We start from the raw sequence: 26,414 nt of genomic DNA, 5'->3' as shown, positions 1-26,414 counted from the left end.
AAATATAAACATGAGTTATATTAAAGAGGAGAAATGAAGATGAAGAGTGCGGATCAGTTAATGTCTGATATTCAATTATCGCTTCAGGCGCTCTTTCAAAAGATACAGCCTGAAATGCTGGATAGCATGGAGAAACAGGGGATTACCCCCGCGCAGCTGTTTGTGCTCGCAAGCTTAAAAAAGAATGGCAGCCTTAAAATTTCTGAAATTGCCGAACGGATGGAGGTCAAGCCAAGCGCGGTAACGTTAATGGCAGACCGCCTTGAACAAAAAAGTCTGATCGTCAGAAAACACAATACCCAAGACAGGCGAGTCATTAATATCAGCCTTACCGATGAAGGAGACAGAAAGTTCGAGGACGTTTTGGCGGGCAGAAAAGCCATAATGGCACGATACCTTTCCTACCTGACGGAAGAGGAACTGCTGCAGGCAGCGCATATGACGAAAAAGCTGGCACAAGCTGCTGCCGAAACCAATGAAAAGTAAAATAGGAAAAGAGGAAACGGATGAAATGAGTAATGAAGGAAAACAATCAAAACGGACTTTATTAATAACAGGCTTAATCATTGCCATGTTTTTCTCAGCCCTTGACGGTACCATTGTCGGAACTGCCATGCCGAAAATCGTCGGAGATCTTGGCGGTTTAAGCATGATGACCTGGCTGACTACGGCGTATTTGTTAACATCAACAACGGTCGTGCCGATTGCCGGTAAATTAGCCGACTTATTGGGGCGCCGGATCGTCTATGTATCAGGGTTGCTTATTTTTATGGCTGCTTCAGCTCTGTGCGGAATGGCCAACAATATGACAGAATTGATTATTTTCCGCGGTTTGCAGGGAATTGGCGGAGGTATTATGATGCCGATGGCCATGATTGTCATTGGTGACTTATTTACAGGGAAACAGCGTGCCAAATTCCAAGGGGTCTTTGGAGCCATTTACGGGCTTGCCTCTGTTATCGGGCCGCAAATCGGCGGCTGGATCGTTGATTCATTAAACTGGAAATGGGTTTTTTACATTAACCTTCCTGTTGGAATTATCGCGGTTATTTTTATTGCCAGAGGATTGCAGGGCCGTAAGCAGACCGGTCCGATCAACTTTGATATCGCCGGTATTTTTACAATGATTGTCGGGGTTGTCAGCCTTCTTCTTGCCCTAAGCTTCGGCGGGAAAGATTACGCATGGGGTTCATGGCAGATTCTCGGCTTGTTCGCACTCGCACTGATCGGAATTGTGAGCTTTATTATTGTTGAATCGAAAGCGAAAGAACCGATCCTTCCAATGTATCTATTTAAAAATAGAACATTTACGTTTTTGAACCTGATCGGCTTTTTTATGAGTATCGGAATGTTTGGCGCGATTACGTTTGTTCCTTTCTTTATGCAGGGAATTGTCGGTGTAAGCGCGTCTGAATCAGGCACCATTATGACACCGATGATGATCTCAATGATCATCACAAGCATTATCGGCGGCCAGCTTGTTTACAAAATAGGAATTAAACCGCAAATCATAACAGGCATGCTGATTATGGCTGGCGGATTCCTTCTGTTAACCACCTTGGATTTAGACACGAGCAAACTTGTCGCAACATCCTATATGGCCATTATCGGTCTTGGAATGGGTCTTGTGATGCCGATTCTGACGCTGGCTTTACAGGAAAGCTTTTCGAAAGAGGAGCTTGGGGTCGTCACCTCTTCCAGCCAATTCTTCCGTTCTATCGGGGGCACATTCGGCATTACCATGCTGGGCGCTGTAATGAATGCCAGATCCGGAAGCTTGCTGACTGATAAACTGGTTCCATATTTAGATTCGCTTCCGGCACAGGCAAGCTCATTTGCCGCCCAGCTAAAGGGTATGATTGATACAAATCCGCAAGGGCTGCTGCAATCACTGTTCAGCCCGGACGCAATTAAACAAATCCCTGCGGCTTTCTCATCCCATATTATGCCGATATTAAAAACATCGTTGATGGATTCGCTCCACAGTGTTTTTTATGCAGGCCTCATCTTTATCGCAGTCGGAGCTGTATTTACCTTATTCTTAAAACCTATTAAGCTTTCGAATAAGAAAACGGATGAACAAAAGGAAAAAGCGGCAAAAGCCGTTGAATCCCCTTCTCATTAATAGCTCACCCCGCGGACATAACCGCGGGGGCTTTTTTATTCGATCATCTGGGCCCTTCCATTTCCGAAGGACCAATCCTCATCCTGATTTCCGGCCAGTATGATAAACACATCTTCTTTTCTTACACCGAGCTCCGAATGAATCCGGCTTGCCACTGAATGGTAAAACGATTTCTTCTGTTCTGTTGTTCTTGAATCTTTCAATGTAAAATGGATGTAAATCAGTTCATCTGTGCGCTCTACCTGTAAATTAGACGGATCATAAAAAAATTCGCTTTTTTGGTATTGCCGGATCACTTGAAAGTAATCATCAGCCGGTACATTGATTTCTGCGATCATAGACTGGTGAATGGCTCTGCTCAGTTTTTGAAGCCATTCTTTGCTTCTCCCCGCTCGTAAATGAATCTGTATAAATGGCATCTCTCACGCGCTCCTTTCTTTACATCGTCTGGCCGCTGTCAATCGTGATGATTTGTCCTGTCAGGGATTCCTGTTCAAGCACGGAACAAATCAGCCGTGCCACATCACTCGCTTCAGCAATTCGCTGCAACAGCAAAGTGCCGCTCATGTTTTTCATTTTTTCTTCACGCCCCGCCCACCATCTTGTCGCGACAGCTCCGGGTGCGACACCGCACACTCTGATTTCTGGCGCCAAAGCGTGTGCCAATGATTTTGTCAGGCCGTGCACCGCTGCTTTTGACACAGCGTAAGGCATAGAAGAGCCCGCCCCGGTTGACCCCGCGATACTGCCGATATTAACGATCGCCCCAGCCTTGCTTTTTTTCATGAAAGGAGCCGCTGCTCTCGCGCAAAAAAACATTCCTTTGACATTGACCGCATATAACTCGTCCCATACGTCCTCTGTCGCGGCGTCGAGATCATCCATTGGAATATGCCGAGTAATACTTGCGTTGTTGATTAAAACGTCAATTGTGCCGTATTGCTTTACTATCGCTTGAACCATGTCCTGCACATCACTGCTTTTGGATACATCGGCTTGGATAGCAACGGCCTGCCCGCCCTCGCTTTTGATGATTTCTGCTGTTTCCTCCGCCTCAGCTTGCGAGCGTGAATAATTCACCGCAACAATCGCTCCGCGTTTCGCAAATTCAATGCATGCTGCTCTTCCTATTCCCGTGCCGCCCCCAGTGACGAGAGCTGTTTTGTTTTTAAGATCCATTGCCGCCACTCCTTGTTATTTGCATATATTTTGAAATCTAAACTGCTGATTCTATTGTAATGGAGGTTTGGTGTTACGTATAATGATTGTTAAAGATACTCGATATCATTTAGATTGATATCAAAAGAACGGGGGATTCAACATGGAAAGCGGAGATCTGCGTGTGTTTCAAATGGTAGCCCGTGAAGGCACAATTACGAAAGCCGCACTGCAGCTTGGCTACGTGCAATCAAATGTGACGGCCAGAATTCAGCAATTGGAAGCTGAGCTCGGCACCACCCTTTTTTTGCGCCATAATCGAGGGATGACACTCTCTTCTAGCGGAAAGCTTCTGCTGGATTATACGGATAAAATTATCGGGCTGCTGGATGAGGCGTCCAAAGCGCTCTCTTCCTCAACTGAGCCGAGCGGACAGCTGATGATCGGTTCCACTCAGACAGCCGCCGCAGTCAGGCTTCCAAAACTGCTTGCTTCGTATTATGAAGAGTATCCAAACGTACAGCTGTCTTTAACAACAGGGCATACACAATTTTTAATCGATAAAGTTCTTCGGTATGAACTCGATGGAGCGTTTATCGGCTGTGAATGCAATCATCCTGAGCTTCAGTCCCTCCCCGCATTTGAGGAGGAGCCCGTAGTCGTGTCCGCTGCATCTGTATCCTGTGCAGAAGAAGCGATCACAAAGCCGATTCTCGTTTACAGCACAGGCTGTTCGTACCGAGATACCCTTGAAAAATGGCTGCACTCCGTCGGCGTCACACAGCCGGTGATTATGGAGTTCGGCACACTTGAAGCGATTGTAGGCGGGGTAACAGCGGGCCTTGGCATCTCATTGCTGCCGCGGACTGTTGTACAAAAACACGAGTCTGAAGGTTCGATCCGATTGTACACGCTCCCTGAACCTCTCAGACAGATGAAAACGGAGTTTATTTTCCGGAAGGATTCGTTTATCAGCAGCGCGCTGCGTACCTTTATGGATTCCTTCGCACCAAATGAAACAGCCACATAACAAAAAGCAGTCTGCCGTTCATGAGCGGCAGACTGCTTTTTTAGCCTATTCTTTGTTTCGATGCTCTTCGTTTAACTGTTTGATATGCTGTATGATGTCTTTCATGCCCTGCTTTGCGTCAGGATATGTAGTATTCCAATGCTTGGCGAGCGGAGGCATGCTTTTGGCGATATGCGTGTACAAGATCCACTGCTTCACTTCTTCTTTTAATTCATGATTTGACTCCCCAAGGAGCAGCTCGGTATATTTTTCAAGCAATCCATCCAGCTGTTCTTGCAGTTTTTGTTCCATTTATACATCTTCCTTTCAAAAAAACAGCAAGGAGCTTTCTCATTGATGAAAGCTCCTTTAGCCGTGTTATTTATCCATGTGATGTGAAAGCCGCTTCCCGGACAATGCATCTGCCCCGGCCATGAGGAATGCAAAGAGGCGTTCCGAACAGCGGGTCCTGTGTGACCTGACAGTTCATAGAAAACACATTTTGCACCAGATCACAAGTAATGACCTCTTCCGGACGGCCTTCAGCGTAAATCTGTTTATCTTTAATAGCCACAAGGTGATGTGCGTAGCGGCAAGCTAAATTCAAATCATGGAGCACCATGACGATCGTCCGCTGTTCCTTCTCATTCAGCTCAAACAGCAAATCAAGAATTTCAATTTGATGCGTCATATCCAAATACGTTGTCGGTTCATCCAGAAGTATAATATCCGTTTCCTGGGCAAGCGTCATCGCAATCCAAGCCCGCTGGCGCTGTCCGCCTGATAAGGAATCGACGGCGCGGTCAGCCATATCTTCCAGCTTTGTGGCTTTAAGCGCTCTCTCAACAGCTGCCTCATCCTCTTTTGACCACTGTTTCAGCCAGTTTTGATAAGGATATCTTCCCTGCTTTACAAGCTGATGCACCGTCAGTCCCTCCGGAGCAGAAGGCCCCTGTGGCAGAATGGCAAGCTCCTTTGCGACTTCCTTTGTCGGAAGCTTGGCGATCGCTCTTCCTTCCAATAGCACAGAACCGCCTCTCGGCTTCATCAGCCGCGCCAACGAACGTAAAAGTGTCGATTTTCCGCAGCCGTTGCTGCCGATAAATACGGTAATTTCACCTTTTGGAATCGTTAAATTCAGTTCATCAATAATAACGGCATCCCCGTACCCTAAGCTCAGCGTTTCTGTAGAAATTGCACTCATACCCTTAACCGCTCCTTTTTGCTGGCTTTTTAGCAGCTCTATGTATCGCACGTTTTATATAGACATGCATGTAAGTAAATTGTCATCAATGCAAGTGATACAATATTCAGTCTCTGATATGGTCATATATCCCTCATTGTAGCAGAAAACATTGACTTTGAAAATCATTTTCAATTAGTTTTCTGGTCAAAAATGGCGGTTATGGGTTTTTCAGCACATGATTATTTTTTAATTTCTCTGACAGCGCCGTTCTTAAGCTTCAGTTTTAAGTCGATATGATCATAGTGGCTGTCAAGGTTAAAAGCCGCCAGCACACTGTGAATCACTTCCTTTTCAGCCATTTGATCTGTCACGGATAGCTCGCTCAGAATCATTTTCATCTCATCCAGCGCTTCTTCTCCCTCTTGATTGATGCCTGAGAGCTTATCTTGTATTTCTGCTGTTTCATGAGTTCCGTTTTTTTCATATATCCCTTCATAGCGATTATGCTCACCGTCACCATAGCTGACGCGAAGCGAGAAATTGCTGTAAGGAACAGATTTCATATGAGTAACTGCCGTATTTTCTCCTTCTGCTTGCTGCTGTTCTTCATTGAGACGGCAGCCCGCAATCAGAACAACTGCGAGACAAACGGCCCCCGCCGCTCTGATCAAATGCATAATGGTTCCCCCCTGTAGAATTCTCTTTCTTTTAGGTATGTCCAAGGGATGGAATCCTCATTCAGAGAAAAGAACAGAAAAAGCCGGGCTTCAGCGCCCGGCTTTCCTTTATGATTCAGTCATTTGCAAAAAGGCTTCGGCGTCCTGCACTGCCAGCTTGATGGCATTTTCCCAAAAGTCTCTCTTCGTGATGTCTGCGCCTAAATGCTTCATCGCTAAATCTTCTACGGTCATGGATGCCGTATCACGCAATAGCGCTATATATTTCTCTTCAAACGTGTTTTTTTCTTCAAGCGCCAGAGCATAAATACCGAGAGAAAACAGATAGCCGAACGTATAAGGGTAATTATAAAACGGCACTCTCGTAATATGAAAGTGGAGCTTTGACGCCCAGAATAGCGGATGATACTCGCCTAAAGCGCCGCAGAACGCTTCTTTTTGCGCTTCTTCCATCAGCTCGTTTAAACGGTCCGCCGGCACAATTCCCCGCTTTCGTTCCTCGTAAAACCTCGTTTCAAATAAAAACCTCGCATGGATATTCATAAAGAAAGCAACGCTTCTTTGCACTTTATCCTCCAGAAGCACAAGCTTTTCTTCCTTTGTCTCCGCCTGATTGACAGTCGCGTCTGCCACAATCATTTCCGCAAAAGTTGAAGCAGTTTCCGCTACGTTCATGGCGTAGGATCGATTTAACAGCCTTACATTGAGCATCGCTTCCTGATGAAAGGCATGCCCGAGTTCATGGGCAAGCGTTGAGACGTTCGAGGCACTGCCGGAAAACGTCATGAAGATACGGGATTCCCCGCTGTCCGGAAAGCTCGTGCAAAAGCCGCCGACTCTTTTTCCGCTTCTGTCCTCGGCTTCAATCCAGCGGTCACGGAACGCCTTTTCTGTAAAAGCGGACAACTTTCGGCCAAACGTGGAAAATTGGCTGACAATTAAGTTTGCGGCTTCATCGTATGAATATTCCTTCCCGGCAGACCCAATCGGTGCCTCAACGTCATACCAATCGAGCTTTTCGAGACCGAGCATGGATGCTTTCCGGTTGAGAAAATGAACGAACGGCTGCTTATTTTCAGTAATGACCTGCCACATCGTATCCAGCGTTTCTTTTTTCATCCGGTTGATTTGCAGCGGCTCCTTCAGAACGTCCTCCCATCCCCTCGCTTTGTAGGTTTCCAGCCGGAACCCCGCCAAATGATTCAGCGTGCTGCTGAAAATATCCTGTTCCCGCTCCCAAGCTTGATTGGTGCGTTCAAAAACGGTTCTCCTGACATCACGGTCCTGAGAAGACATCATGTTTTCCGCCTGTCCGACAGATAATTGTTTTTCCTCAAACGGAATGGTCATTTTTCCGACAACGATATGATATAAATCATCCCAGGCATGATAACCGTCAACCGCAAGGCTTCCAATCAGTTTTTCTTTGTCAGGGCTGAGCTTTTCCGCAACCCGTTCTCTTCTTTCATTTAATATGTATGATACCTCTCGCAGTCCAGGTGTTTTGAGCAATACTTCCCACACGTCTTGATCAATCTCCACAAGTTTATGATCCAATGTGACAAGGGAGGACTGAAAATCTGCGACTAGCTGATGCATGAATGATTTATGTTCATTCGCCTTCTGATCGCTAATATTCTGTGCCTGAAGACAAGAGACAAAAGCACCGGCCTGCTGCAGCTTTACCGAATTTTGTTCAAATGCATCAAGCAATGCGGTCAGCCTCCCAGCATCATCAAGTGTTTCTGGCACCTCAAATGCATCTGTCATGTCTTGAAATGCACGCAGGCTTTGTGACAGCTTTTCAATATATCCCTTGAATTCTTCTGACTGGCTCCCGCCTTTAAAAAACGAATCCAGATCCCATGTTTTGTCTACCCCTTGCAATCCCATGACTCAAAACCCCTTTCCATATTTGATTTTATTATAGAACAATTCTGAATTATTGTATAAAAATTTCTTTTATGGCGTCATTCTCTATGCATCATTGTACAATAGCTGTAGCGCCAAACAGGAGGATATGGAAAATGAATAAAAAAATAGCTATCGTAACAGGAGCGTCTAGCGGTTTCGGTCTGCTGGCAGCAGTCAAACTGGCTCAGTCATTTTTCGTCATTGCCACAGCAAGGCAGCCCGAGAAAGCGGAACAGCTGCGCGGTTTAGCAGCAAAACATCATGTAGCTGACTCCATTCACATCACCGCTCTCGATGTCACTGATGAACACTCGATCGAAGCCTTTGGAAAAACCATAAGTGCGTATGCCCCAATTGATTTACTCGTCAACAACGCGGGTACAGCTTACGGAGGATTTATCGAGGATGTGCCGATGGAGCATTTCAGAAAGCAATTTGAAACGAACGTTTTCGGATTAATCAATGTCACAAAAACCGTCCTTCCTTACATACGAAAGCATAGCGGGGCAAAGATTATAAACGTAAGCAGTATCAGCGGGTTAACCGGATTTCCCGCATTGTCGCCTTACGCCTCTTCCAAGTATGCATTGGAGGGGTTTTCAGAAAGCCTGCGTCTGGAGCTGCTTCCTTTCGGCATTGAAACCGCTCTGATCGAGCCAGGCTCATACAAAACATCGATCTGGTCAACATCGTTATCGAATCACATGACTGTGCCGGCTGACGATTCAGCTTATCATCAATACTATAAAAAGATCCTTTCTTATGTTGAAAAAAATGCCGATGAAAGCGGAGATCCCCAAGAGGTTGCCGATCTCATTTATCAATTAGCGATGAAACAGCATTTAAAGAAATTGCGTTATCCGATCGGGAAAGGCGTCAAGCTCACCCTGTTATTCCGAGCGCTTTTTCCTTGGTCCGCATGGGAGTCTATCCTGAAGAAAAAACTATTCAGTTGATATAAATTATAATTATTATAATTTAGTATTGATTTTTAATTAATACGTAGTATAATTAAATTAACAGATCACAAGGAGGACGTAAGATTATGAAAACCGAAAACGCAAAAACAAACCTGACATTAGTTGAGAATTCAATGAACACCCAATTATCAAACTGGTTTCTTCTATACTCCAAGCTGCACCGTTTTCATTGGTATGTAAAAGGACCTCACTTCTTTACATTGCATGAAAAATTTGAAGAACTGTATGACCACGCGGCGGAAACTGTGGATACGATTGCTGAGCGCCTGCTGGCTATCGGAGGACAGCCTGTTGCCACTTTGAAAGAATACACTGAGCAAGCATCTATCACAGACGGCGGAAACGAAACGTCAGCTTCAGAAATGGTCCAAGCTTTGGTGAACGACTACAAACAAATCAGCAGCGAGTCTAAATTCGTCATCGGCCTTGCGGAAGAAAATCAAGACAATGCGACAGCAGACTTGTTTGTCGGATTAATCGATGAAGTCGAAAAACAAGTGTGGATGCTTTCCTCTTATTTAGGCTAAAAAAAAGCTGAACCCTCTTCGGGTTCAGCTTTTTTGCTATTTAGCTGCTGAGGCTTTCTGTCTGCTTGGTCAGTGTCACGTTCAGGTTTTTCGTTTTTCCGTTTCGTATCACTTGAATTGTTGTTTTATCTCCGACTTTTAAATCTTTATATAGGATTTGACGGATATCCGCACTGCTTTGGATATCTTTTCCGTTTAATTTGACAATAACATCCTCAGATTTCATTCCTGCTTTAGCCGCTGGTGAATTAGATTGAACTTCTTTGACATAGACACCTTTGCTCAATTGATCGCCAAACAGGCCGAGTGTGTTTTCCTGGTACGTTTCAGGAACTTGTGACATATCAATCATTTGCACGCCTAAGAATGGACGATCCACTTTTCCGTTTTCAAGAAGCTGGTCAACAATTGGCTCTACATCATTGCTTGGAATCGCAAAACCGAGTGACTCAACCCCGTTTTCACTTACTTTCAAACTGTTGATACCGATCACTTGGCCGTTTGAATTGATTAACGGGCCGCCGCTGTTCCCCGGATTGATTGCCGCGTCTGTTTGCAGCACATTCATCTCAACCGTACCTTGAGTCGTATCGACATCAATCGTCCGGTTAAGTCCGCTTATGATCCCTTGTGTCACTGTTCCGGAGAATTGCTGGCCGAGCGGGTTACCGATGGCGATGACTTTTTCACCTGTGCGCAGCTGCGAAGAATCCCCGAAGCTCGCCACTTTTTTGACGTTCTTATTGCTGATTTCCAAAACAGCCAAATCTGTAATTGTATCGCTTCCCACAAGCTTGGCTGTCTCCGTTTTACCATTGTACAGGGTAACAGTCAGCTTATTCGCTCCTTCCACTACGTGGTTGTTTGTAATGATATACGCTTTGTTATTGTCTTTTTTGAAAATGACCCCTGACCCCGTTCCGCTTTCACTTTCTGAGCCGGAGCTGCCTTCTGTGCCGAATGTGTTATTTTGAGAGGTTTGGATATTTGAGATTCCGACAATTGTCGGCTCTAAGTCCTCTACCATATCAGCCACGTTGGTCGCGTTTGTCACAGGTGTCGTTGTAAAATTGTCTGATTGCACCTGTTTATTTGCGGAAGCCGTCTCGGTCGTCTGATTATGGTCAGACGGCAAATAAGGCGCGATGCCAAGCATCAGTCCGCCGCCGATGATCCCGCCTAAAATCGGGCTCAGCCATGCGGCTCTCCGCTTCTTTTCTTTTTTTACAGCTGTTTCTTTCTTTTCCATTTCTAAAGCGGAAGCCGTTTCTTTTCGTCCCGCTTCATCAGAATGAGGCTGATCAAGCAGTTCTTGTTCAGGATGCTCAATCAGCTTCTGGTTTTCTGTATGTGAAGGTTCTGTGTGTTGTTCCCCGTTCTGGTCATCACGTCTGTAATCCATATGCATACACTCCTTATTCGGTTTTCGTTTATCGTTACATATTCATCGCATGTACAAGTTCAATTGTCCCAATAATGAGGAGAAAAGCAAAGCACCAAAATAGAATATGTTTGATCATCCTACATCTTCCCCGCTCTTTTCTTTTCCTTTCTTCCCTTATACACATCATAAACAAACATTGTGGGATAAAAATGAAAAGAATATGTGAAATTATGAAAATTGCCTGCCGTATGTTAAAACTAGTTTATAATGACGTTGAAAGGATGTGAAGAGCCTTGTCATATACCATTTATCTAGTTGAGGATGAGGATAATCTGAATGAATTGCTGACGAAGTATTTAGAGAATGAGGGCTGGAACATTACATCTTTTACGAAAGGCGAAGACGCCAGAAAAAAAATGACGCCGTCTCCCCACCTGTGGATTCTCGATATCATGCTGCCGGATACTGACGGCTATACATTAATAAAAGAAATCAAAGAGAAAGACCCTGACGTGCCGGTCATTTTTATTTCCGCACGAGACGCCGATATTGACAGAGTGCTTGGGTTAGAGCTTGGAAGCAATGACTACATTTCAAAACCATTTCTCCCGCGGGAACTGATTATACGTGTGCAAAAGCTATTGCAGCTTGTCTATAAGGAAGCGCCGGCTGCACAAAAAAACGAAACCGCCGTCTCCTCCTATCGGGTCGCAGAAGACGCCCGTGAGGTCTATGATGAAAACGGCAATTTGATTAATTTAACGTCGAAGGAATTTGATCTCCTCCTCTTATTTATCCATCATAAAGGACATCCATATTCCCGTGAGGATATTCTCGTCAAAGTATGGGGACATGATTACTTTGGAACTGACCGCGTTGTTGATGATCTTGTCCGGAGGCTGCGTAAAAAGATGCCTGAACTCAAAGTGGAGACCATTTACGGGTTTGGCTACAGGATGATGACATCATGAAAAACAAGCCGCTCTCGTTTCAAATATGGGTTGTCATCTCCGGCATCCTGTTAGCCATATCAATTTTATTGCTTGTTTTATTTTCAAACACGCTGCGTGATTTTTTCACCAATGAAACGTACACCACCATTGAAAATGAACAGCATGTTCTGACTGAGTACCGCCTGCCTGGTTCAATCGAAAGGCGCTATTACAGTGAGGAAGCCACGGCGCCGACGACCGTGCGCTCTGTACAGCACGTGCTTCTGCCCGAAAATGAAGCGGCTTCGTCAGACAAGGATTTGAGAATCCTGTCGTCCGCATTTATCCATAAGGTATACCAGCTGGCTGATAAACAGGATGCCAAAAAGAAACGGTACAGCGCTGAAATCAATGGCGAAAAAGTGTTTTTTGTCATTAAGAAGGGACTTTCCGTCAACGGGCAATCCGCCATGATGCTGTCCTATGCACTTGATTCTTATCGGGACGATCTGGCCTTCACCCTGTTCAAACAGCTGCTGTTTATTATAGCGGTTGTCATTTTATTAAGCTGGATTCCGGCGATTTGGCTTGCGAAATATTTATCAAGGCCTCTCGTTTCGTTTGAAAAGCACGTCAAACGGATTTCAGAACAGGATTGGGATGATCCTGTCATAGTGGATCGGAAAGATGAAATCGGCAAATTGGGCCATACTATTGAAGAGATGCGCCAAAAGCTCGTGCAAAAGGATGAAACAGAAAGAACCCTTTTACAAAATATTTCTCATGATTTAAAAACACCGGTTATGGTGATCAGGGGATATACCCAATCCATTAAAGATGGGATTTTTCCTAAAGGAGATCTTGAAAATACAGTAGATGTCATTGAAGGCGAAGCCCTTAAGCTGGAGAAAAAAATAAAAGACTTATTATATTTAACAAAGCTCGATTACTTATCTAAGCAAAAAGTACAACATGAAACATTCAGTATTATGGAAGTGACAGAAGAAGTCATTGAAAGACTGAAATGGGCGCGAAAAGAATTATCATGGGGAATTGATGTAGAAGAAGACATTCTCATGCCGGGTGATCCCGAGCAATGGAACAAGCTTCTGGAGAACATACTGGAAAATCAAATCCGCTATGCCGCAACAAAGATTGAAATCATCATGAAACAAGATGATCGGAATATCTTTATCACCATTAAAAATGACGGACCGCATATTGAAGATGAGATGCTTTCCAGCCTCTATGAGCCTTTTAATAAAGGGAAGAAAGGCGAATTCGGCATTGGTCTCAGCATCGTAAAACGTATTTTAACTCTTCATAAGGCGTCTATCTCAATTGAAAATGACAAAACGGGTGTAACATACCGCATAGCAGTGCCAAAATAGACTGTAGATGTTTTTGCAGTCTATTTTTTATGTGAAAGAGTAGCCGTTAAAATCTCTGTAATTTGTTTTGAGCGGCTGTTTGCATTGATGAACCCATTTTTTCTCTGACAACGTCTGCTTCGGATATTTGACTTTTTCCACTTTAATTCCTCTGTTTCGCAAGCGGCTGATCATTTCGTCCAATTCTCTCATTTCAGATTCACCCTTTCGCTTGAGCTTTGACCGTTCGGTCATCTCAATTTATAATATAAATAATACATGATAAAAAAACAAGTTACAATAAGGTTAAATTTATAACGTACGGTATGACTATATGGTCATATCCTATGTAGGCCTCAGGCTCCGAAAGGGTGGAACCATTTGAAGGAAAAAGAGAAGCTGATTTTTGAAACAGCCATTAAACTGTTTGCCCAAAAAGGATATAACTCAACATCGGTTCAGGAAATTGCCAAAGCATGCAAAATTTCTAAAGGCGCTTTTTATATTTATTTTCCTTCTAAAGAAGCGCTGCTTTTGTCTATGCTGAATTACTATTATGATAAAACGTTTACCCGTATTTTAAATATTAAAACGAAAGGCGACAGTCCCAGAACAGCTTACCGCAAGCAGCTTACCGTGTTCTATGAAAACATCCTTGAACACAAAGACTTTATTACAATGCAGATGAAGGAAGGTTCTCTGCCTTATACGGATGAAGTAGAGCAATACGCGAAAAAAATCCGACAGACTTCCCTTCAATTTCACATTGACAGTCTGTTAAACATATATGGAGAGAAAGCAGAACCTTATACAGCGGAGCTTTGTTTTCTAATAGAAGGAATCAGCCAGATTTACCTGGAATGCATGATTTTGCTCGGGTATACTGTGAAGCCGGATCAATTAGCAGATATCGTTATTAACCGAATTGATGATATGGTCAAAGGCATGTCTGAACGAAACGATGAGCCTTTCATTACATTAGAAGAAGCAAGCTCTTTATTCGGGCCCCTGTCTCACGGACGGCCTGACCCGCTGACTGAATCGATTGTGAAAAGCCTTCGTGAAAAAATAAAAAGCTTGAACACAAACTCCTCTTTTGAATTATCGGAGAGCTTGGACATACTTGAAGCAGAAATGAAGAAAAAAACACCGAAGCTGGTGATCATAAAAGGAATGATCCATAATCTGATGGAGTCGGAAGCTCTCGCAGAAGATGCCGAGCAGCTTACATATCTCTTGAAACAGCAATATATTTAGAAGAACGGCTGCTTTACAAGCAGCCGTTTTTTCTCTATTACGCCTTTGGTTTTACCATATCTTCCGGTTTCACCATTTCGTTAAATTGTTCCTCTGTCAGCAATTCAAGCTTCAAAGCCGCTTCTTTCAGCGTTAATCCCTCTTTATGGGCAAGCTTGGCAATTTTTGCGGCGTTTTCATATCCGATATGCGGATTCAGCGCCGTAACCAGCATTAAAGAATTCGACAAGTTTTCCTGAATCGTTTCTTTATTTGGCTCGATACCGACAGCACACTTATCATGGAAGGAGTTCATTCCGTCACTCAGCAGCTGCACGGATTGCAGGAAGTTGTAAATGATCACAGGTTTAAATACGTTTAGTTCAAAGTTCCCCTGACTTGCGGCAAAGCCGATTGTCGCATCGTTCCCCATAATTTGCGCTGCGATCATCGTCAGTGCTTCACTTTGTGTCGGGTTCACTTTTCCAGGCATAATGGAGCTGCCAGGCTCATTTTCAGGAATGACAATCTCTCCGATGCCGCAGCGAGGTCCGCTCGCAAGCCATCTGACATCGTTTGCGATTTTCATTAAATCAGCGGCAAGAGCTTTTAAAGCGCCGTGTGCATATGTGATTTCGTCATGGCTTGTCAGCGCGTGGAATTTATTCGACGAGCTGTTAAACGTTTGACCTGTCAGTTTCGTGATCTCCTCTGAAACAAGCTCTCCAAATTCCGGGTGAGCATTGATTCCTGTTCCGACAGCTGTACCTCCGATTGCAAGCGCACGCATTTTGTCTGTCGCTTCTAAAATCATTTCCTTCGAACGATCGAGCATGTGCACCCATCCGCTGATTTCCTGTCCAAGAGTCAGAGGTGTGGCATCCTGAAGATGCGTACGTCCGATTTTCACAATATCATTGTATGCTTTCGCTTTTTCGTCTAACGTATTGCGAAGCTGATCAAGCGCAGGCACAAGCTGTTCATAGACAGATAAAACGGCAGCAACGTGCATCGCTGTCGGGAACGTATCGTTTGAGCTTTGGCTGCGGTTAACGTCATCGTTTGGATGAATCGTTTGATCAGAGTTCTTTTCTTTTAATAACGCAGTCGCGCGATTGGCCACCACTTCGTTCATGTTCATGTTGCTTTGTGTGCCGCTTCCGGTCTGCCATACAACAAGCGGGAAGTTATCATCGTATTTACCTTTGAGCACATCATCACAAACTGCTGCAATGGCTTCCGCTTTTTCCGCATCTAGATTGCCCAGGCGTTTATTAGCGATCGCCGTGCTGCGTTTCAATATTGCAAACGCCTTCACAACACGCATCGGCATTTTTTCAGAACCAATCTTGAAGTTCTCCTTGCTTCGCTGTGTTTGGGCGCCCCAAAATTTATCAACAGGAACTTTTACTTCTCCCATGGTGTCTCTTTCAATTCTGTAGTCCATTTTATGTATCCCTCCATAACGGTTGCTTCAATAGATCAAATTCGCCAGTGATATAAAAAATCCTTTTTATTTTTCGATCTTGGCAGATTTTAATTTTAATTCAAGATATACGCGGGAGTCCTTTGAATATTTGTACTTCGGATTCGTTCGTCCGTACTCCCTTGATGTATAAGAGACATCGTAATGCTTTTCAAATGATTTAATGAGCTGTTCTATTTCTTCTTGTTTTCCTGCAAGTCTTACCTGTGCCACTTCATATCCTCCGCTTTCATAAAAAAACTTCTGCCATAAAATACTGTAACACAGTATATCATTTTTTTAACAGGAAAAGATAACCTCTACTAAGGTTTTGGACAAGAGGTGACCTCGTTGGAACAAACAGAATTTAAGGAATATATACACGATAATTTAGCATTGGTGCTTCCAAAATTAAAAGAAAACGATGATCTGGTGAAAAATAAAAAAATGCTGGCGAACGGACTTGTTTTTTACTATCTCTACTTTAGTGAATTGAATGACCAGCAGAAGGTTTTAGAATCGATCAAAACCTTAATCAAGGACGAGGAGACGCTGACGCTTGAGCAGGTCAAAAAACGCCTCGACCAAATTGACGCAAGGCCGGTAGAAACGGCAGAAAAAACGGTTAAGGAGATTCTCAGCGGCAATTGTGCGGTGTTTGTTAATGGACTCAATAAAGTCTATATCCTGTCCACAGGAAAGAAACAAACAAGAAGCCTGGCAGAGCCGACGACTGAAAAAGTGGTTCGCGGACCAAAGGTTGCGTTTGTGGAGGATATCGACACAAATCTTGCTCTGATTAGGCAAAGGACCTCTCATCCGAAACTCATTACCAAAAAAATCATGATTGGCGATAACAAACTGAAGCCGGCGGCGATGATGTACATTGAAGGCAAAGCAAAAAAGTCCGTTGTGAAAGAAGTAAAAGCGCGGCTTAACAATATCAAACTGGAGGATATCCAGGACAGCGGAACGCTAGAAGAACTTATTGAAGATAATAAATACTCGCCATTTCCGCAAATTCAAAATACGGAAAGGCCCGATAAAGTGTCGTCCGCCCTGTTCAACGGCCGGGTTGCGATTTTGGTGGACAGTTCCCCATTTGTGCTTTTGGTGCCGGTTTCACTCGGTATACTGATGCAATCTCCGGATGATTACTACGAACGCTGGATCTCGGCATCCCTTATCCGGTCGCTGCGTTTTGCTTCTATATTTATCACCTTGTTTTTGTCATCAATTTATATCGCACTCGTGTCATTCCATCAAGGGCTCTTGCCGACCGCGCTCGCCGTCACAATTTCAGCAAACAGGGAAAACGTGCCGTTCCCGCCGATATTTGAAGCCCTGCTGATGGAAGTAACCATCGAGCTGCTGAGGGAAGCCGGGCTGCGTCTCCCCAATCCGCTCGGGCAAACGATCGGCCTCGTCGGGGGCGTAGTCATCGGACAGGCAGCGGTAGAAGCGAATCTGGTCAGTTCGATTATGGTTATTGTCGTCAGTGTCATTGCCCTAGCATCCTTTACCGTTCCCCAATACGGAATGGGGCTGTCTTTCCGGGTGCTGCGTTTTATTTCGATGTTTTCCGCCGCAATACTCGGGCTGTACGGGATTATTTTATTTATGCTGGTCATTTATACGCACCTTACGAGACAAACGAGCTTTGGATCTCCGTATTTTTCGCCAAATGGATTTTTCAGCCTGAAAAATACAGAGGATTCCATTATCCGTCTCCCAATTAAAAACAAACCAAAAGAGGCGAATAATCCAAATGAGCCAAAAACAGACTCCACTCAAACTTAATACCTTTCAAGGTATTTCTGTTGTTGCAAATACAATGCTCGGTGCCGGTCTTTTAACATTGCCCCGAGCGCTGACCAGTAGGGGTAATACTCCTGACGGCTGGATCTCGCTGATATTAGAAGGTGTCATTTTTATTTTTTTCATTTATTTAAACACGCTCATTCAGAAAAAACATCAATATCCCTCACTGTTTGAGTATTTGCGGGAAGGCCTTGGGAAATGGATTGGCAGCATCATCGGGCTTTTGATCTCCTGCTATTTTATCGGCGTGGCCAGTTTTGAAACCAGGGCGATGGCTGAAATGGTGAAGTTTTTCCTGCTGGAGAGAACGCCGATTCAGGTCATTATTATAACGTTTATCTGCTGCGGCATCTATTTAATCGTTGGGGGGCTAAGTGATGTTTCGCGGCTGTTTCCCTTTTATTTAACGGTTACGATTATTATTTTGCTGATTGTGTTTGGGATCAGTTTTAAAATTTTTGACATCAATAACTTGCGCCCTGTTTTAGGTGAAGGCTTGGGCCCCATTGCGAACTCCCTTACTGTTGTTTCGATCTCATTTTTAGGAATGGAAGTGATGCTGTTTCTTCCTGAACATATGAAAAAAAAGAAATACACATTCAGATACGCGGCTATTGGCTTTCTGATTCCGATTATTTTATATATCCTGACGTATATCATCGTTGTCGGGGCTTTGACAGCTCCTGAGGTAAAAACGCTGATCTGGCCGACCATTTCTCTCTTTCAGTCTTTTGAGCTGAAAGGCATATTCATTGAACGGTTTGAATCGTTTTTACTGATCGTCTGGATTATTCAGTTTTTCACAACGTTTGTCATTTACGGGTATTTTGCCGCTAACGGGCTGAAGAAGACGTTTGGATTATCGACTAAAAAAAGCATGGTGCTCATCGGTGCGGCTGTCTATTATTTTTCTTTATGGCCGGATGACTCCAATCAGGTCATGATGTACAGCGATTATCTGGGGTACATTTTCGTCTGCCTGTTTCTGCTTCCCTTCATTCTGTTTTTCATTGTAGCTCTCAAAAGGAGGATTACAGCAAAATGAAAATCCGGATTTTAAGTATGTTCATATGTATCCTATTGCTGACCGGATGCTGGGACAGCCGGAATATTGAGGAATTAAGCCTGATCATTGGTGTTGGCTTAGACAAGCCGGATGATAAAAATTTAGAACTGACACAGCAGATTCTCGTTCCGAAAAAAATCAGCTCCAAAGAAGGCTCTTCATCTGACCCGACACAGCTTGCTATCACAAAGGGTGAAACGGTCCATCAAATGATGAGAACATCTGCATTAAAGCATAACCCTACGTTTTCACAGCATTTGCGTCTCATTCTGATTTCCAAGAGCGTGATTGCGGATCATATTGGAATGGACGCGATCATTAACCAGTTTGTCAGAGACAACGGAACAAGGAGGAGTTCATACGTCTTTGTCACCGATGACAGAACTAAGGATATATTTAAAATGAATGATCAAGGCGAACCCGCATCCAATGTGATTTACGATCTGACAGAGAATAATGCGGTCACGATCAGAATGATGGAGCCTGTTACATTGGGGGAGATCTCAGAACACTTGACCTCTGACGATTCGTTCCTCATCCCTCATGTCGGTAAGGAAAACGGCAAACTCGCGATAAACGGGGCCACTATCATCAAAGATAAATTATGGAACCGGAATTTAACACCGGTTGAAGTTCAAAATATCAACTTATTTACAGGCACTGTCGAAGGTGGCGTCATTGATATGAGGCATAATGGCAATCTTTTTTCTTACGAAGTGTACTCCAGCAATCGTAAGATCAAGACATCCTACAAGGACGGAAAGTTTACATTCACCGTCACACGCAATATTGAAGGGCGTTTATCCGAGGACTGGAATCCTGATGAAGATTCGTTTAAGGATTCATATATCAAAGATATTGAAAGAACAGTCGAAAAACGATTAGAAGAAACAGTAACAGCATTTATTACAGACAAACTGCAGAAAGATATCAAAGCAGATGTCACCGGGCTGGGAAACGAGGTCAGAATTCATTATCCTCAAAAGTGGAAAAAGATAGCCAGAAAATGGGATGATCATTATTTCAGCGATGCGGAAATAGACTACCAGGTCAATGTGGTCGTCAGAGACTTCGGAACGAAGGGCGCGTCCAAATAACGGACGCCTATTTTACGAGGTGATTGCGGTGTGCGTAGACGGCTGCCTGTGTCCGGTCGCTGACATCCAGCTTTGATAAAATATTGGTGATGTGGGTTTTGACTGTTTTGATCGTGATAAACAGCTCCTCGCCAATTTCTTTATTTGTTTTTCCTTCTGCAATCAAACAGAGAATCTCAAGCTCCCGTTTCGTGAGGGATTCATGCGGGAGCGCGTTTTCGCCGGAGTGGCGCAGCCGGGATAATACTTTCCCCGCCACTTTTGATTCAAGCTTTGGCTCTCCCTTGCTTGCGGCACGGATCGCATCAGCGATTTCGGCCGCTTTTGACGTTTTTAATAAGTAGCTGAGCGCTCCCGCTTCAATGACCGGGTACACTTTGTCATCATCAATGAAGCTTGTGAGCACAATAATTTTCGGATCGGAAAGCTTCTGGCAAATTTGCTTTGTCGCTTCAATGCCGTCCATGCCTTCCATGACAAGATCCATTAAAATCACATCAGGCTTTAATTCAACAGCAAGCTGTACACCCTCGCTGCCATCAGATGCTTCACCGATGACATCAATATCGGGCTGTGCTTCCAAAAATGCGGCGAGCCCCATTCTGACCATTTCATGATCATCAATCAACAATACTCGAATCACGTTCGTTCTCTCCTTTTTCTTCCGGGAAAATCGGAACCTTTACTTCGATTTGTGTGCCTTTTCCTTCAACCGAAATTACCTCGGCAACTCCGCCGATTTCGCTTGCACGTTCTTTCATCGAATTCAATCCGTAGGATGACGCTTTTACCTGGCCCATCTTGAATCCTTTTCCGTTATCAATGACCTTCAGCCGCAGCTGATTGTTCTTTGCGCCGAGGATGACGGATACTTTTGAGGCTTTTGAATGCCTGAATACATTCGAAAGGGCCTCCTGTACGATCCTGAATAAATGATCCTCTACTCCTTTGGAAATCGGTGTATCCTGTATGTCCCACTCGATATCAAGCGGCTGTTTTTTCCGGAACTCGTCCAAAAGCTCCGTAAGACCCTCCTTCAGCCCTTTCCCTTCGAGCGTCACTGGCCTTAAATGGAGCAGCAGCGCCCTCATTTCATTTTGGGCTTCTCCCGCCATGTGCTCTACCATCTTGATCCGTTTCACAGTTTTATCATCCGTATCTTTTACGTGTTCTAATACGGCGGAGGTCATCATGGATATCGCAAAGAGCTGCTGGCTGACAGCATCGTGCAGGTCTCTTGCCAATCGCTGGCGTTCTTCTGTAATGACTGATTTCTTCATTTGCACCTGCCATTCAGCCCGTTCATTTGAAAGCTTTTGGAGGGAAGCGACTTGAAGTTCAACCCGCTTCGCCATTTCGTTCAGCTGATCGGCTGCAAGCCCGATTTCATCGTCCCCGAGCGGCGGTATTCGATAAGCGAAGTTACCGTTTTCAAATGTTAAAATCGATTCGATCAATGTATCGACCCTTGTTTTCAGCCGGTTGCCGTACATGTAGCCTGACGCAAAACCAATCGTAAGGCTGATCAGCACCAAAATCAAGATAAACGGAATCCCGAACCAGCTTGACGACAGCAGCACAAACGGATCGAGCCGATAGTAAACCATCATAAAAGAAATCAAGCAGACAAAAAGGAGCAGACTGATTCCCGTTGTCATGCGAATGGCGCGCCACTGGAGACTGGCAAGCAGTTTTTTTCTCATACGTATTTCACATCCACATCACCGATAAATAGGGAGACGGATACCTTTACCCGGCGTTTGGACTCGCTGAAATCAGAAGACGCGGCGTATACCTTTGTGCCTAATCCGCTTTTCTTCGAGCCGATCAGATTAATGTCGCCGATAAAAACGGACGAGCTGACAGCCACTTCAAGGTCTGATGGAACATAAATATCAACGTTTCCGATCACTCCGCTGATGACAATCGTGCTCTCTCCCTCCGGAATCATCGCTTTTGACAAGTCGATTTTCACATCGCCGATAAAACCCGATACATTTAAATCATTCAGATCAAACGGCTGCTTCATCATCAGCAGCTCGCCGATAAAAAAGCTTCGCATGTCAGGGTGTTTCACATCTTTAGGAGGCTCGGACTGTTTTTCTTTTTTCGTTAAGTCGATAGGCTTCTCATTCGGTTCAAAAATTGGCTTTCCTTTCACAAGCCGGTAGCCTGCGTAGATTAAAAATGCGGCAAACGCGTAGCCAAATAAGTTAAAGGTGATGCTGAACAGATTTTTCAAAAATAAGAAAGCGGCAAAGATATACATGACGGACCCAAGCCAGTCACGGGAGTATTTTTTTAAAAAATAGCCGGCAATCAGAAAAAAGAGCGGCCAAAACAGCAGATCGCCTATTCCGATAATTTGCAAAAACATACTGATGCCAAATAAAGCAATCATAAGTCCAAGAAGCTGTTTTTTTGTCATTCTGGTTGTTCCGCCTCCTTTCGTCTGCCAGATGCTACTGTATCGCTACATCCCCGCTGTCTGTTTTAATATCGACTAGATGCTGGCCGCTTCCATGTGAGCCTGTGATTTGATGATGATCTTTATGTGCTGTATCAGCAAATGGATACGCCGAACTGACGCTTCCGCTCTCTGAAGCCGCATTGACTTTGAAACTGCCGTTTTCGGGAAGCTCCAGATTCACATCACCGCTCGTTAATGTGACAGCTGAAGAGCCTGCTACCTTTTCTAAATCCGCACGAAAGTCTCCTGATGTCATCCGTACATCAAGTGAGCCTGAAACACCGTCCAAGTTTGCGTCGCCTGAAGTTAAGCGGATGCCGGCTGTTTTAGCGTGTGTATTTGATATCGACACATCCCCGGAAGAGCCCTTCATCTTCAGCTCCTGAAGGCGGATACCCGTTACGTCCATATTTCCGCTTGCAGATGCTGCGTTCAGCTCGGAAAGCGTGAGATGTTTGTTACCGGCTACAGACACGTCGCCGCTTGATGTTCTCACAACCAAACCGCCTTTGTACGTGTATGGAATGCGGACGACAAGAGAAGAGCGATGAAATCCATTCAAAAATTGAAATTCTTTTTCCTTTGCCGTCAGCTCCAGCTTTCTTCTCTTTTCAGCCACAAACAATTTCCCGGAGTCACCTGAGATGGTTGCTGATATGTCATTACGCTCTTCCGCTATGATCTTCACATTCTTGTGATCCGATTCAATGATTACGCTTTCGATCTCATGCGGTGAAGCACTGGCTGAATCAGCTTCAGTGCCGTTTATGAATGAAAGACCTTCAGCAAGCACGTCTTTGATTACAACTGCGGAAAAAATAAGAATACCGGCAATGATCAGCAGTTTGCCCAGCATTTTTTTCATTTGTTTTCATCCTTCTCATTCATTCTATTATAAAGGAAAAGCCTGTGAATTGATACGCGCGGAAGGGAAGGACTTGACGAAAACCCTTCCCTGTCCCGCTTATTCATTTGCTGCATGTGAAGTTTGATCTGATTTTTTCAATGAGAGTTCCCGCATCTTTTCGATTTCAGCTTCTACTTCACCTGCAAATTCACTTCGGCTCGATTCTGTGCCGGCTTCCGCTGATTTCGAATAATCAGCGCGGATTTCCATTTCCTCAATTCGGTTTTCAATCCGCAGAAATTCACGATACGCGCTTTCACTGTCAATTTTGTCGAATGTCGCGTTCATATGCTCTTTTGCTTTTGCGGCGTTTGCCCGGGCAATCAGCGCCTGTTTTTTATCCTTTACGTCCTGAAGCCTTGTTTCAAGTGTGGCCAGCTGTTCTTTCAGCTCAGCCAGCTGGCTGCTTGCCTGTTCATAGGAAGCTTTGTGCTCTGCTGCCTTTCCCTCTAAATACTTCATTTCTGTCAGCGCTTTTTTCGCAAGCTCTTCTTCACCGGCATCAAAAGCGAGCTGAGCTTGATTCTTACGCTTTCCAGCCACTTCATTTGCTTCTTCATATTTTTTCTTAAATTGAAAGGCAATCGTATGCTGTTTGACGATCGTTTGTTTTGCTTTTGCAATATCGCTTTCCATATCACGAACGTATTGATTCAGCATCACCTTAGGGTTCTCCAGTTTATCCAAGCCTTCATGAACTGACGCAACAAACATATCTCTCATTCTTTTTAATACCATACCGTTATTCCTCCTCATATCATGTGTTATTTTTTCTTTAAGAAATTTTCCCATTCGTCATCAAAATGAGACTGGTAGCCGGCAGAAGCTGGCTCAGGATCAAAGCCTGACACATCGCTTTCCGCGGATCCGTTTTTCATCAGTTTCCAGCCGTAATACACCATAGCGGCTGCGAGTGCAATTCCGACGAGAAACGGCAGTGAGCAAATGAGCATCATCGCCCCGATTCCGCCCAAGATGATACCTGTAATGGTTTTGCCCGCTGCGAATCTTTTGATTCCCGCGTATGTCAGCAAGCCTCCGATCACAAGCGGAATCATAAATCCGAAGCTGCCTCCCCCAAAAAAGACGGAGATTCCAAATACAATTAATAAGAATCCGCCTATCGTTTTCTTGTTGATCTTCATGCAGATCCTCCTTTCGTTTTCCTTGTCTTCATCTTATACAAAACAGAAGATGAGCAAAACGAATCAGAGATTGATTTTTGGATAAGACCAGAGTCGTAGACAGCACCGGACCCAGCGGCATAAAAAAAAGCCATGCACGAGGCATGGCTTCTTCAAAAACCTTTACAGATGAACACTTGCTTCCCTTTCTTTTACCAAATCGGATTGTTCTGCTTTGGCCAGCTTTGTAAACAGAAGGATTCCGATTCCCGCGATAATTTCCACAACTCCCCCGGCAGCGATCACCTTTCCTGAACCAAAAGCATTTGCGGCATATCCGCAAATGACAGCGCCGGCCGGAATCGAAATATTTGAGATCATATGTATGACGGCATAAACTTGCGGCTGGTCCTCGCTATCGACAGATGTCTGTATAATCGTATACTCAGGAACGTTGATCGCACTGACTGCAGCGCCAAATGTAAAGGCGGCGAAAAAGACGAGCGGCAAAAAGGTATTCATTCCGGTAATAAAGAAAGCGAATCCTTCAATAATGCCTGCCGTTACGAAAAGCAGTCCGTACTTGTTTACTTTTACTTTTGTCAGTACAAATCCCAATAAAAACGCGCCTATTGCGGTGGTTGCTTTTAATAGCGAATATACAATCGGCTGTCCGTTTAAATCCTCCGCAACATACACAGCGGAGAGCGCTTCCCAAGGGGCTGCCGCGAAATTCATAAAAATACAATAGATAGCGAGCGGATATAAGATTTGGTGTTTTCTGACAAGGACAAAACCGCGTTTCAGTCTGCCAAAATATGTACCTCTCTGTGCAACGGCCGCTGATTCCGATTTTGTTTCAACAGCAGTGTATTTGATAAAGAGAACAAGAAAACCAGAAATAAGATAAAGTGCGAGAGCCATAAGCATTGTATATGAAGGACTGATAAACGTAAGGAGAGCGCCGCATAGTGTCACAGCTCCAAGCCGGACAATTTGGGCGGACGACTGCAGCACAGCATTTGCTTTTTGAATGCCCTTTTCATCTACAATTTGAGGGATTAAAGCAATGGAAGCAGGATTGTAGGCAGCGCCAGTAGCTGAATGCACAATCATAAGAGTCATAACAAACCACAGCGGAGAGAATCCGCCGAAATGGCAGAGCGGAATGATTAAAACAACCGCGGCTCTTGTCAGGTCTGAAAAGTACATCCAGAATTTCAATGTATTCTGCTTCATGAAAGGACCCGTCACAGGTGCTAAAACGGCTTCCGGCAAAAAGGTGACAGCAATCAATAAAGCAGTTCCGATCGCACCTTCACCGTCAAAAATCAAAAACCATAATATCGAATTAAATGCGAACATATCGCCGGAAATCTTGACTATTCTTGAGAAAAAAAGAAAGTTGAAATTTCTCTTCCAGACGCTATCACTTTCAATGAGTCTCACCATCTATCAGAGCCCCCCACTGCCTATTTTTTACATCATTTTGTTACAATATCTCATTTTTCCATTTTTCAGTCAATAATTCATAAGGTTCATTTTTTGTCGTAAAAAGGGAAATTGACAAAATGAAAAAAATAAAAAGCCGGCATGTATTGAAAATGCCAGCTTTCATTAATGTGTTTTTATGATCCGCTGCTGTTTCGATCGCGAAACGGGACTGACCCCATAAGATGAGACAAATAAAAAACACCTTCAAGTTTGAAAACGGATGATTGTTAGCCGAAATTAGACTTGGAGGTGTTTTTTCTATGGGGACAAGAGTGAGTTATCCGGTTGAAGTTAAGCAGAAGGCTGTAGAAATGAGATTGGCAGGCGTGCCTATGAAAGAGATCATGGAGAAATTAAAAATTAAGAATAAGACACAGATTCAGACATGGGTTAGATGGCATAAGGCTGGGGATACACATCGATTTGAACAGCCTGTTGGTAAGCAATACACTTACGGAAAAGGTCCGGAGTA

General features: G+C 44.2%; 27 protein-coding genes and 2 pseudogenes. 12 read left to right on the top strand and 17 right to left on the bottom strand.

Annotated elements, in window-relative coordinates; genetic code table 11:
• Positions 1–39 precede the first annotated feature (39 nt).
• Together MTN95_RS09485 and mdtP are read left to right on the top strand one after the other, a co-directional pair.
• Entirely contained in the window at positions 40–486 is a 447-nt protein-coding gene (locus MTN95_RS09485; protein ID WP_044159054.1) for a MarR family transcriptional regulator, read from the top strand.
• 25 nt (positions 487–511) lie between these two features.
• Positions 512–2,125, top strand: a complete 1,614-nt coding sequence (mdtP, locus tag MTN95_RS09480) for a multidrug efflux MFS transporter MdtP (protein ID WP_105954122.1) — start codon at positions 512–514, stop codon at positions 2,123–2,125.
• 35 nt (positions 2,126–2,160) lie between these two features.
• On the opposite strand, the gene MTN95_RS09475 is transcribed toward mdtP, so the two are convergent.
• Together MTN95_RS09475 and MTN95_RS09470 are read right to left on the bottom strand one after the other, a co-directional pair.
• Positions 2,161–2,544 (bottom strand): tautomerase family protein, encoded by a 384-nt coding sequence (locus tag MTN95_RS09475; RefSeq protein ID WP_248337952.1) that lies wholly within the window; start codon positions 2,542–2,544, stop codon positions 2,161–2,163.
• Positions 2,545–2,563: 19 nt separating this feature from the next.
• Positions 2,564–3,304, bottom strand: a complete 741-nt coding sequence (locus MTN95_RS09470; RefSeq protein WP_248337950.1) for an SDR family NAD(P)-dependent oxidoreductase — start codon at positions 3,302–3,304, stop codon at positions 2,564–2,566.
• A 142-nt stretch (positions 3,305–3,446) separates the two neighbouring features.
• Here MTN95_RS09470 and MTN95_RS09465 point away from each other — a divergent pair, with 142 nt between their 5' ends.
• Positions 3,447–4,313, top strand: a complete 867-nt coding sequence (locus MTN95_RS09465; RefSeq protein WP_248337948.1) for a LysR family transcriptional regulator — start codon at positions 3,447–3,449, stop codon at positions 4,311–4,313.
• Positions 4,314–4,358: 45 nt separating this feature from the next.
• Here the strand turns inward: MTN95_RS09465 and MTN95_RS09460 are convergent.
• The 4 genes and pseudogenes from MTN95_RS09460 to MTN95_RS09445 all read right to left on the bottom strand — a co-directional run bounded on the left by MTN95_RS09460 (position 4,359) and on the right by MTN95_RS09445 (position 8,048).
• Positions 4,359–4,647, bottom strand: a pseudogene (locus tag MTN95_RS09460) (YusU family protein).
• A gap of 27 nt (positions 4,648–4,674) precedes the next feature.
• Positions 4,675–5,496 carry an ABC transporter ATP-binding protein gene (locus tag MTN95_RS09455; RefSeq protein ID WP_024122786.1) on the bottom strand — a complete coding sequence of 274 codons (822 nt, stop codon included), beginning with the start codon at positions 5,494–5,496 and terminating at the stop codon, positions 4,675–4,677.
• A 221-nt stretch (positions 5,497–5,717) separates the two neighbouring features.
• The gene (locus tag MTN95_RS09450; RefSeq protein ID WP_095714038.1) at positions 5,718–6,155 is read right to left on the bottom strand and encodes a YusW family protein; all 438 of its coding nucleotides are present in this window, start codon (positions 6,153–6,155) and stop codon (positions 5,718–5,720) included.
• 108 nt (positions 6,156–6,263) lie between these two features.
• Positions 6,264–8,048, bottom strand: a complete 1,785-nt coding sequence (locus tag MTN95_RS09445; protein ID WP_248337946.1) for a M3 family oligoendopeptidase — start codon at positions 8,046–8,048, stop codon at positions 6,264–6,266.
• Positions 8,049–8,182: 134 nt separating this feature from the next.
• Between MTN95_RS09445 and MTN95_RS09440 the strand changes: the two genes are divergently transcribed.
• Together MTN95_RS09440 and mrgA are read left to right on the top strand one after the other, a co-directional pair.
• Positions 8,183–9,025, top strand: coding sequence for an oxidoreductase (locus MTN95_RS09440; protein WP_227598718.1), 843 nt, complete (start codon positions 8,183–8,185; stop codon positions 9,023–9,025).
• 89 nt (positions 9,026–9,114) lie between these two features.
• Positions 9,115–9,576, top strand: coding sequence for a Dps family protein (gene mrgA / locus MTN95_RS09435; RefSeq protein WP_024122790.1), 462 nt, complete (start codon positions 9,115–9,117; stop codon positions 9,574–9,576).
• A gap of 40 nt (positions 9,577–9,616) precedes the next feature.
• On the opposite strand, the gene MTN95_RS09430 is transcribed toward mrgA, so the two are convergent.
• Complete coding sequence (locus MTN95_RS09430) at positions 9,617–10,978, bottom strand: S1C family serine protease (RefSeq protein ID WP_248337944.1); 1,362 nt, start codon at positions 10,976–10,978, stop codon at positions 9,617–9,619.
• A 275-nt stretch (positions 10,979–11,253) separates the two neighbouring features.
• Between MTN95_RS09430 and cssR the strand changes: the two genes are divergently transcribed.
• Together cssR and cssS are read left to right on the top strand one after the other, a co-directional pair.
• Positions 11,254–11,931: a two-component system response regulator CssR gene (cssR, locus tag MTN95_RS09425; protein ID WP_105953858.1), complete on the top strand. Its 678-nt coding sequence runs from the start codon at positions 11,254–11,256 to the stop codon at positions 11,929–11,931.
• Positions 11,928–13,283 carry a two-component system sensor histidine kinase CssS gene (gene cssS / locus MTN95_RS09420; RefSeq protein WP_105991596.1) on the top strand — a complete coding sequence of 452 codons (1,356 nt, stop codon included), beginning with the start codon at positions 11,928–11,930 and terminating at the stop codon, positions 13,281–13,283. The genes cssR and cssS overlap by 4 nt, the downstream gene beginning before the upstream one ends.
• Before the next feature lie 27 nt (positions 13,284–13,310).
• On the opposite strand, the gene spxO is transcribed toward cssS, so the two are convergent.
• A complete protein-coding gene (gene spxO / locus MTN95_RS09415; RefSeq protein WP_003221681.1) occupies positions 13,311–13,475 on the bottom strand; it encodes an anti-adapter protein SpxO in 165 nt (54 codons plus the stop codon).
• Positions 13,476–13,643: 168 nt separating this feature from the next.
• Here spxO and MTN95_RS09410 point away from each other — a divergent pair, with 168 nt between their 5' ends.
• On the top strand, positions 13,644–14,519 hold the full coding sequence (locus MTN95_RS09410; protein ID WP_248337942.1) for a TetR/AcrR family transcriptional regulator: 876 nt from the start codon (positions 13,644–13,646) through the stop codon (positions 14,517–14,519).
• Between the two features lie 37 nt (positions 14,520–14,556).
• On the opposite strand, the gene fumC is transcribed toward MTN95_RS09410, so the two are convergent.
• The gene (gene fumC, locus MTN95_RS09405; protein ID WP_248337940.1) at positions 14,557–15,945 is read right to left on the bottom strand and encodes a class II fumarate hydratase; all 1,389 of its coding nucleotides are present in this window, start codon (positions 15,943–15,945) and stop codon (positions 14,557–14,559) included.
• A 66-nt stretch (positions 15,946–16,011) separates the two neighbouring features.
• A complete protein-coding gene (locus MTN95_RS09400) occupies positions 16,012–16,197 on the bottom strand; it encodes a YvzF family protein (protein ID WP_010331829.1) in 186 nt (61 codons plus the stop codon).
• 117 nt (positions 16,198–16,314) lie between these two features.
• Between MTN95_RS09400 and gerAA the strand changes: the two genes are divergently transcribed.
• From gerAA to gerAC, 3 genes are read left to right on the top strand one after another with little or no spacing between them, the layout of a single operon-like run.
• Positions 16,315–17,763, top strand: coding sequence for a spore germination receptor protein GerAA (gene gerAA, locus MTN95_RS09395; protein WP_105991595.1), 1,449 nt, complete (start codon positions 16,315–16,317; stop codon positions 17,761–17,763).
• Entirely contained in the window at positions 17,732–18,829 is a 1,098-nt protein-coding gene (gene gerAB, locus MTN95_RS09390) for a spore germination receptor protein GerAB (protein WP_202853393.1), read from the top strand. Before gerAA ends, gerAB begins: the two co-directional genes overlap by 32 nt.
• Positions 18,826–19,947: a spore germination receptor protein GerAC gene (gene gerAC, locus MTN95_RS09385; RefSeq protein WP_248337938.1), complete on the top strand. Its 1,122-nt coding sequence runs from the start codon at positions 18,826–18,828 to the stop codon at positions 19,945–19,947. The genes gerAB and gerAC overlap by 4 nt, the downstream gene beginning before the upstream one ends.
• A gap of 7 nt (positions 19,948–19,954) precedes the next feature.
• On the opposite strand, the gene liaR is transcribed toward gerAC, so the two are convergent.
• From liaR to MTN95_RS09350, 7 genes are all read right to left on the bottom strand, one after another.
• Positions 19,955–20,590: a two-component system response regulator LiaR gene (gene liaR, locus MTN95_RS09380; protein ID WP_024122798.1), complete on the bottom strand. Its 636-nt coding sequence runs from the start codon at positions 20,588–20,590 to the stop codon at positions 19,955–19,957.
• Positions 20,568–21,650, bottom strand: coding sequence for a two-component system sensor histidine kinase LiaS (gene liaS, locus MTN95_RS09375; protein WP_106295659.1), 1,083 nt, complete (start codon positions 21,648–21,650; stop codon positions 20,568–20,570). Before liaS ends, liaR begins: the two co-directional genes overlap by 23 nt.
• Entirely contained in the window at positions 21,647–22,375 is a 729-nt protein-coding gene (gene liaF / locus MTN95_RS09370) for a LiaRS two-component regulatory system accessory protein LiaF (RefSeq protein WP_044159076.1), read from the bottom strand. Before liaF ends, liaS begins: the two co-directional genes overlap by 4 nt.
• 34 nt (positions 22,376–22,409) lie before the next feature.
• Positions 22,410–23,282 carry a LiaG family protein gene (liaG, locus tag MTN95_RS09365; RefSeq protein ID WP_105991590.1) on the bottom strand — a complete coding sequence of 291 codons (873 nt, stop codon included), beginning with the start codon at positions 23,280–23,282 and terminating at the stop codon, positions 22,410–22,412.
• A 99-nt stretch (positions 23,283–23,381) separates the two neighbouring features.
• Positions 23,382–24,062: a stress responsive protein LiaH gene (gene liaH, locus MTN95_RS09360; RefSeq protein WP_024122802.1), complete on the bottom strand. Its 681-nt coding sequence runs from the start codon at positions 24,060–24,062 to the stop codon at positions 23,382–23,384.
• Between the two features lie 26 nt (positions 24,063–24,088).
• Entirely contained in the window at positions 24,089–24,469 is a 381-nt protein-coding gene (gene liaI / locus MTN95_RS09355; RefSeq protein WP_095714047.1) for a cell envelope stress-induced membrane anchor protein LiaI, read from the bottom strand.
• A 162-nt stretch (positions 24,470–24,631) separates the two neighbouring features.
• Positions 24,632–25,900, bottom strand: coding sequence for an MFS transporter (locus MTN95_RS09350; RefSeq protein WP_248337935.1), 1,269 nt, complete (start codon positions 25,898–25,900; stop codon positions 24,632–24,634).
• 302 nt (positions 25,901–26,202) lie between these two features.
• Here MTN95_RS09350 and MTN95_RS09345 point away from each other — a divergent pair.
• Positions 26,203–26,414: pseudogene (locus MTN95_RS09345) on the top strand (IS3 family transposase); the annotation flags it as partial.

It is taken from the genome of Bacillus sp. 2CMS4F (genome assembly GCF_023161785.1).
Classification (GTDB): domain Bacteria; phylum Bacillota; class Bacilli; order Bacillales; family Bacillaceae; genus Bacillus; species Bacillus halotolerans.
The sequence above is the reverse complement of the archived record's forward strand: the minus strand, read 5'-3'. Positions and strand labels throughout refer to the sequence as shown.

Bases quoted from the DNA above. Each gene is read 5' to 3' on its own strand.
- MTN95_RS09485 (WP_044159054.1), top strand. From the start codon at position 40: ATGAAGAGTGCGGATCAGTTAATGTCTGATATTCAATTATCGCTTCAG.
- mdtP (WP_105954122.1), top strand. From the start codon at position 512: ATGAGTAATGAAGGAAAACAATCAAAACGGACTTTATTAATAACAGGC.
- MTN95_RS09475 (WP_248337952.1), bottom strand. From the start codon at position 2,544: ATGCCATTTATACAGATTCATTTACGAGCGGGGAGAAGCAAAGAATGG.
- MTN95_RS09470 (WP_248337950.1), bottom strand. From the start codon at position 3,304: ATGGATCTTAAAAACAAAACAGCTCTCGTCACTGGGGGCGGCACGGGA.
- MTN95_RS09465 (WP_248337948.1), top strand. From the start codon at position 3,447: ATGGAAAGCGGAGATCTGCGTGTGTTTCAAATGGTAGCCCGTGAAGGC.
- MTN95_RS09455 (WP_024122786.1), bottom strand. From the start codon at position 5,496: ATGAGTGCAATTTCTACAGAAACGCTGAGCTTAGGGTACGGGGATGCC.
- MTN95_RS09450 (WP_095714038.1), bottom strand. From the start codon at position 6,155: ATGCATTTGATCAGAGCGGCGGGGGCCGTTTGTCTCGCAGTTGTTCTG.
- MTN95_RS09445 (WP_248337946.1), bottom strand. From the start codon at position 8,048: ATGGGATTGCAAGGGGTAGACAAAACATGGGATCTGGATTCGTTTTTT.
- MTN95_RS09440 (WP_227598718.1), top strand. From the start codon at position 8,183: ATGAATAAAAAAATAGCTATCGTAACAGGAGCGTCTAGCGGTTTCGGT.
- mrgA (WP_024122790.1), top strand. From the start codon at position 9,115: ATGAAAACCGAAAACGCAAAAACAAACCTGACATTAGTTGAGAATTCA.
- MTN95_RS09430 (WP_248337944.1), bottom strand. From the start codon at position 10,978: ATGGATTACAGACGTGATGACCAGAACGGGGAACAACACACAGAACCT.
- cssS (WP_105991596.1), top strand. From the start codon at position 11,928: ATGAAAAACAAGCCGCTCTCGTTTCAAATATGGGTTGTCATCTCCGGC.
- spxO (WP_003221681.1), bottom strand. From the start codon at position 13,475: ATGAGAGAATTGGACGAAATGATCAGCCGCTTGCGAAACAGAGGAATT.
- fumC (WP_248337940.1), bottom strand. From the start codon at position 15,945: ATGGACTACAGAATTGAAAGAGACACCATGGGAGAAGTAAAAGTTCCT.
- gerAB (WP_202853393.1), top strand. From the start codon at position 17,732: ATGAGCCAAAAACAGACTCCACTCAAACTTAATACCTTTCAAGGTATT.
- gerAC (WP_248337938.1), top strand. From the start codon at position 18,826: ATGAAAATCCGGATTTTAAGTATGTTCATATGTATCCTATTGCTGACC.
- liaS (WP_106295659.1), bottom strand. From the start codon at position 21,650: ATGAGAAAAAAACTGCTTGCCAGTCTCCAGTGGCGCGCCATTCGCATG.
- liaF (WP_044159076.1), bottom strand. From the start codon at position 22,375: ATGACAAAAAAACAGCTTCTTGGACTTATGATTGCTTTATTTGGCATC.
- liaG (WP_105991590.1), bottom strand. From the start codon at position 23,282: ATGAAAAAAATGCTGGGCAAACTGCTGATCATTGCCGGTATTCTTATT.
- liaH (WP_024122802.1), bottom strand. From the start codon at position 24,062: ATGGTATTAAAAAGAATGAGAGATATGTTTGTTGCGTCAGTTCATGAA.
- liaI (WP_095714047.1), bottom strand. From the start codon at position 24,469: ATGAAGATCAACAAGAAAACGATAGGCGGATTCTTATTAATTGTATTT.
- MTN95_RS09350 (WP_248337935.1), bottom strand. From the start codon at position 25,900: ATGGTGAGACTCATTGAAAGTGATAGCGTCTGGAAGAGAAATTTCAAC.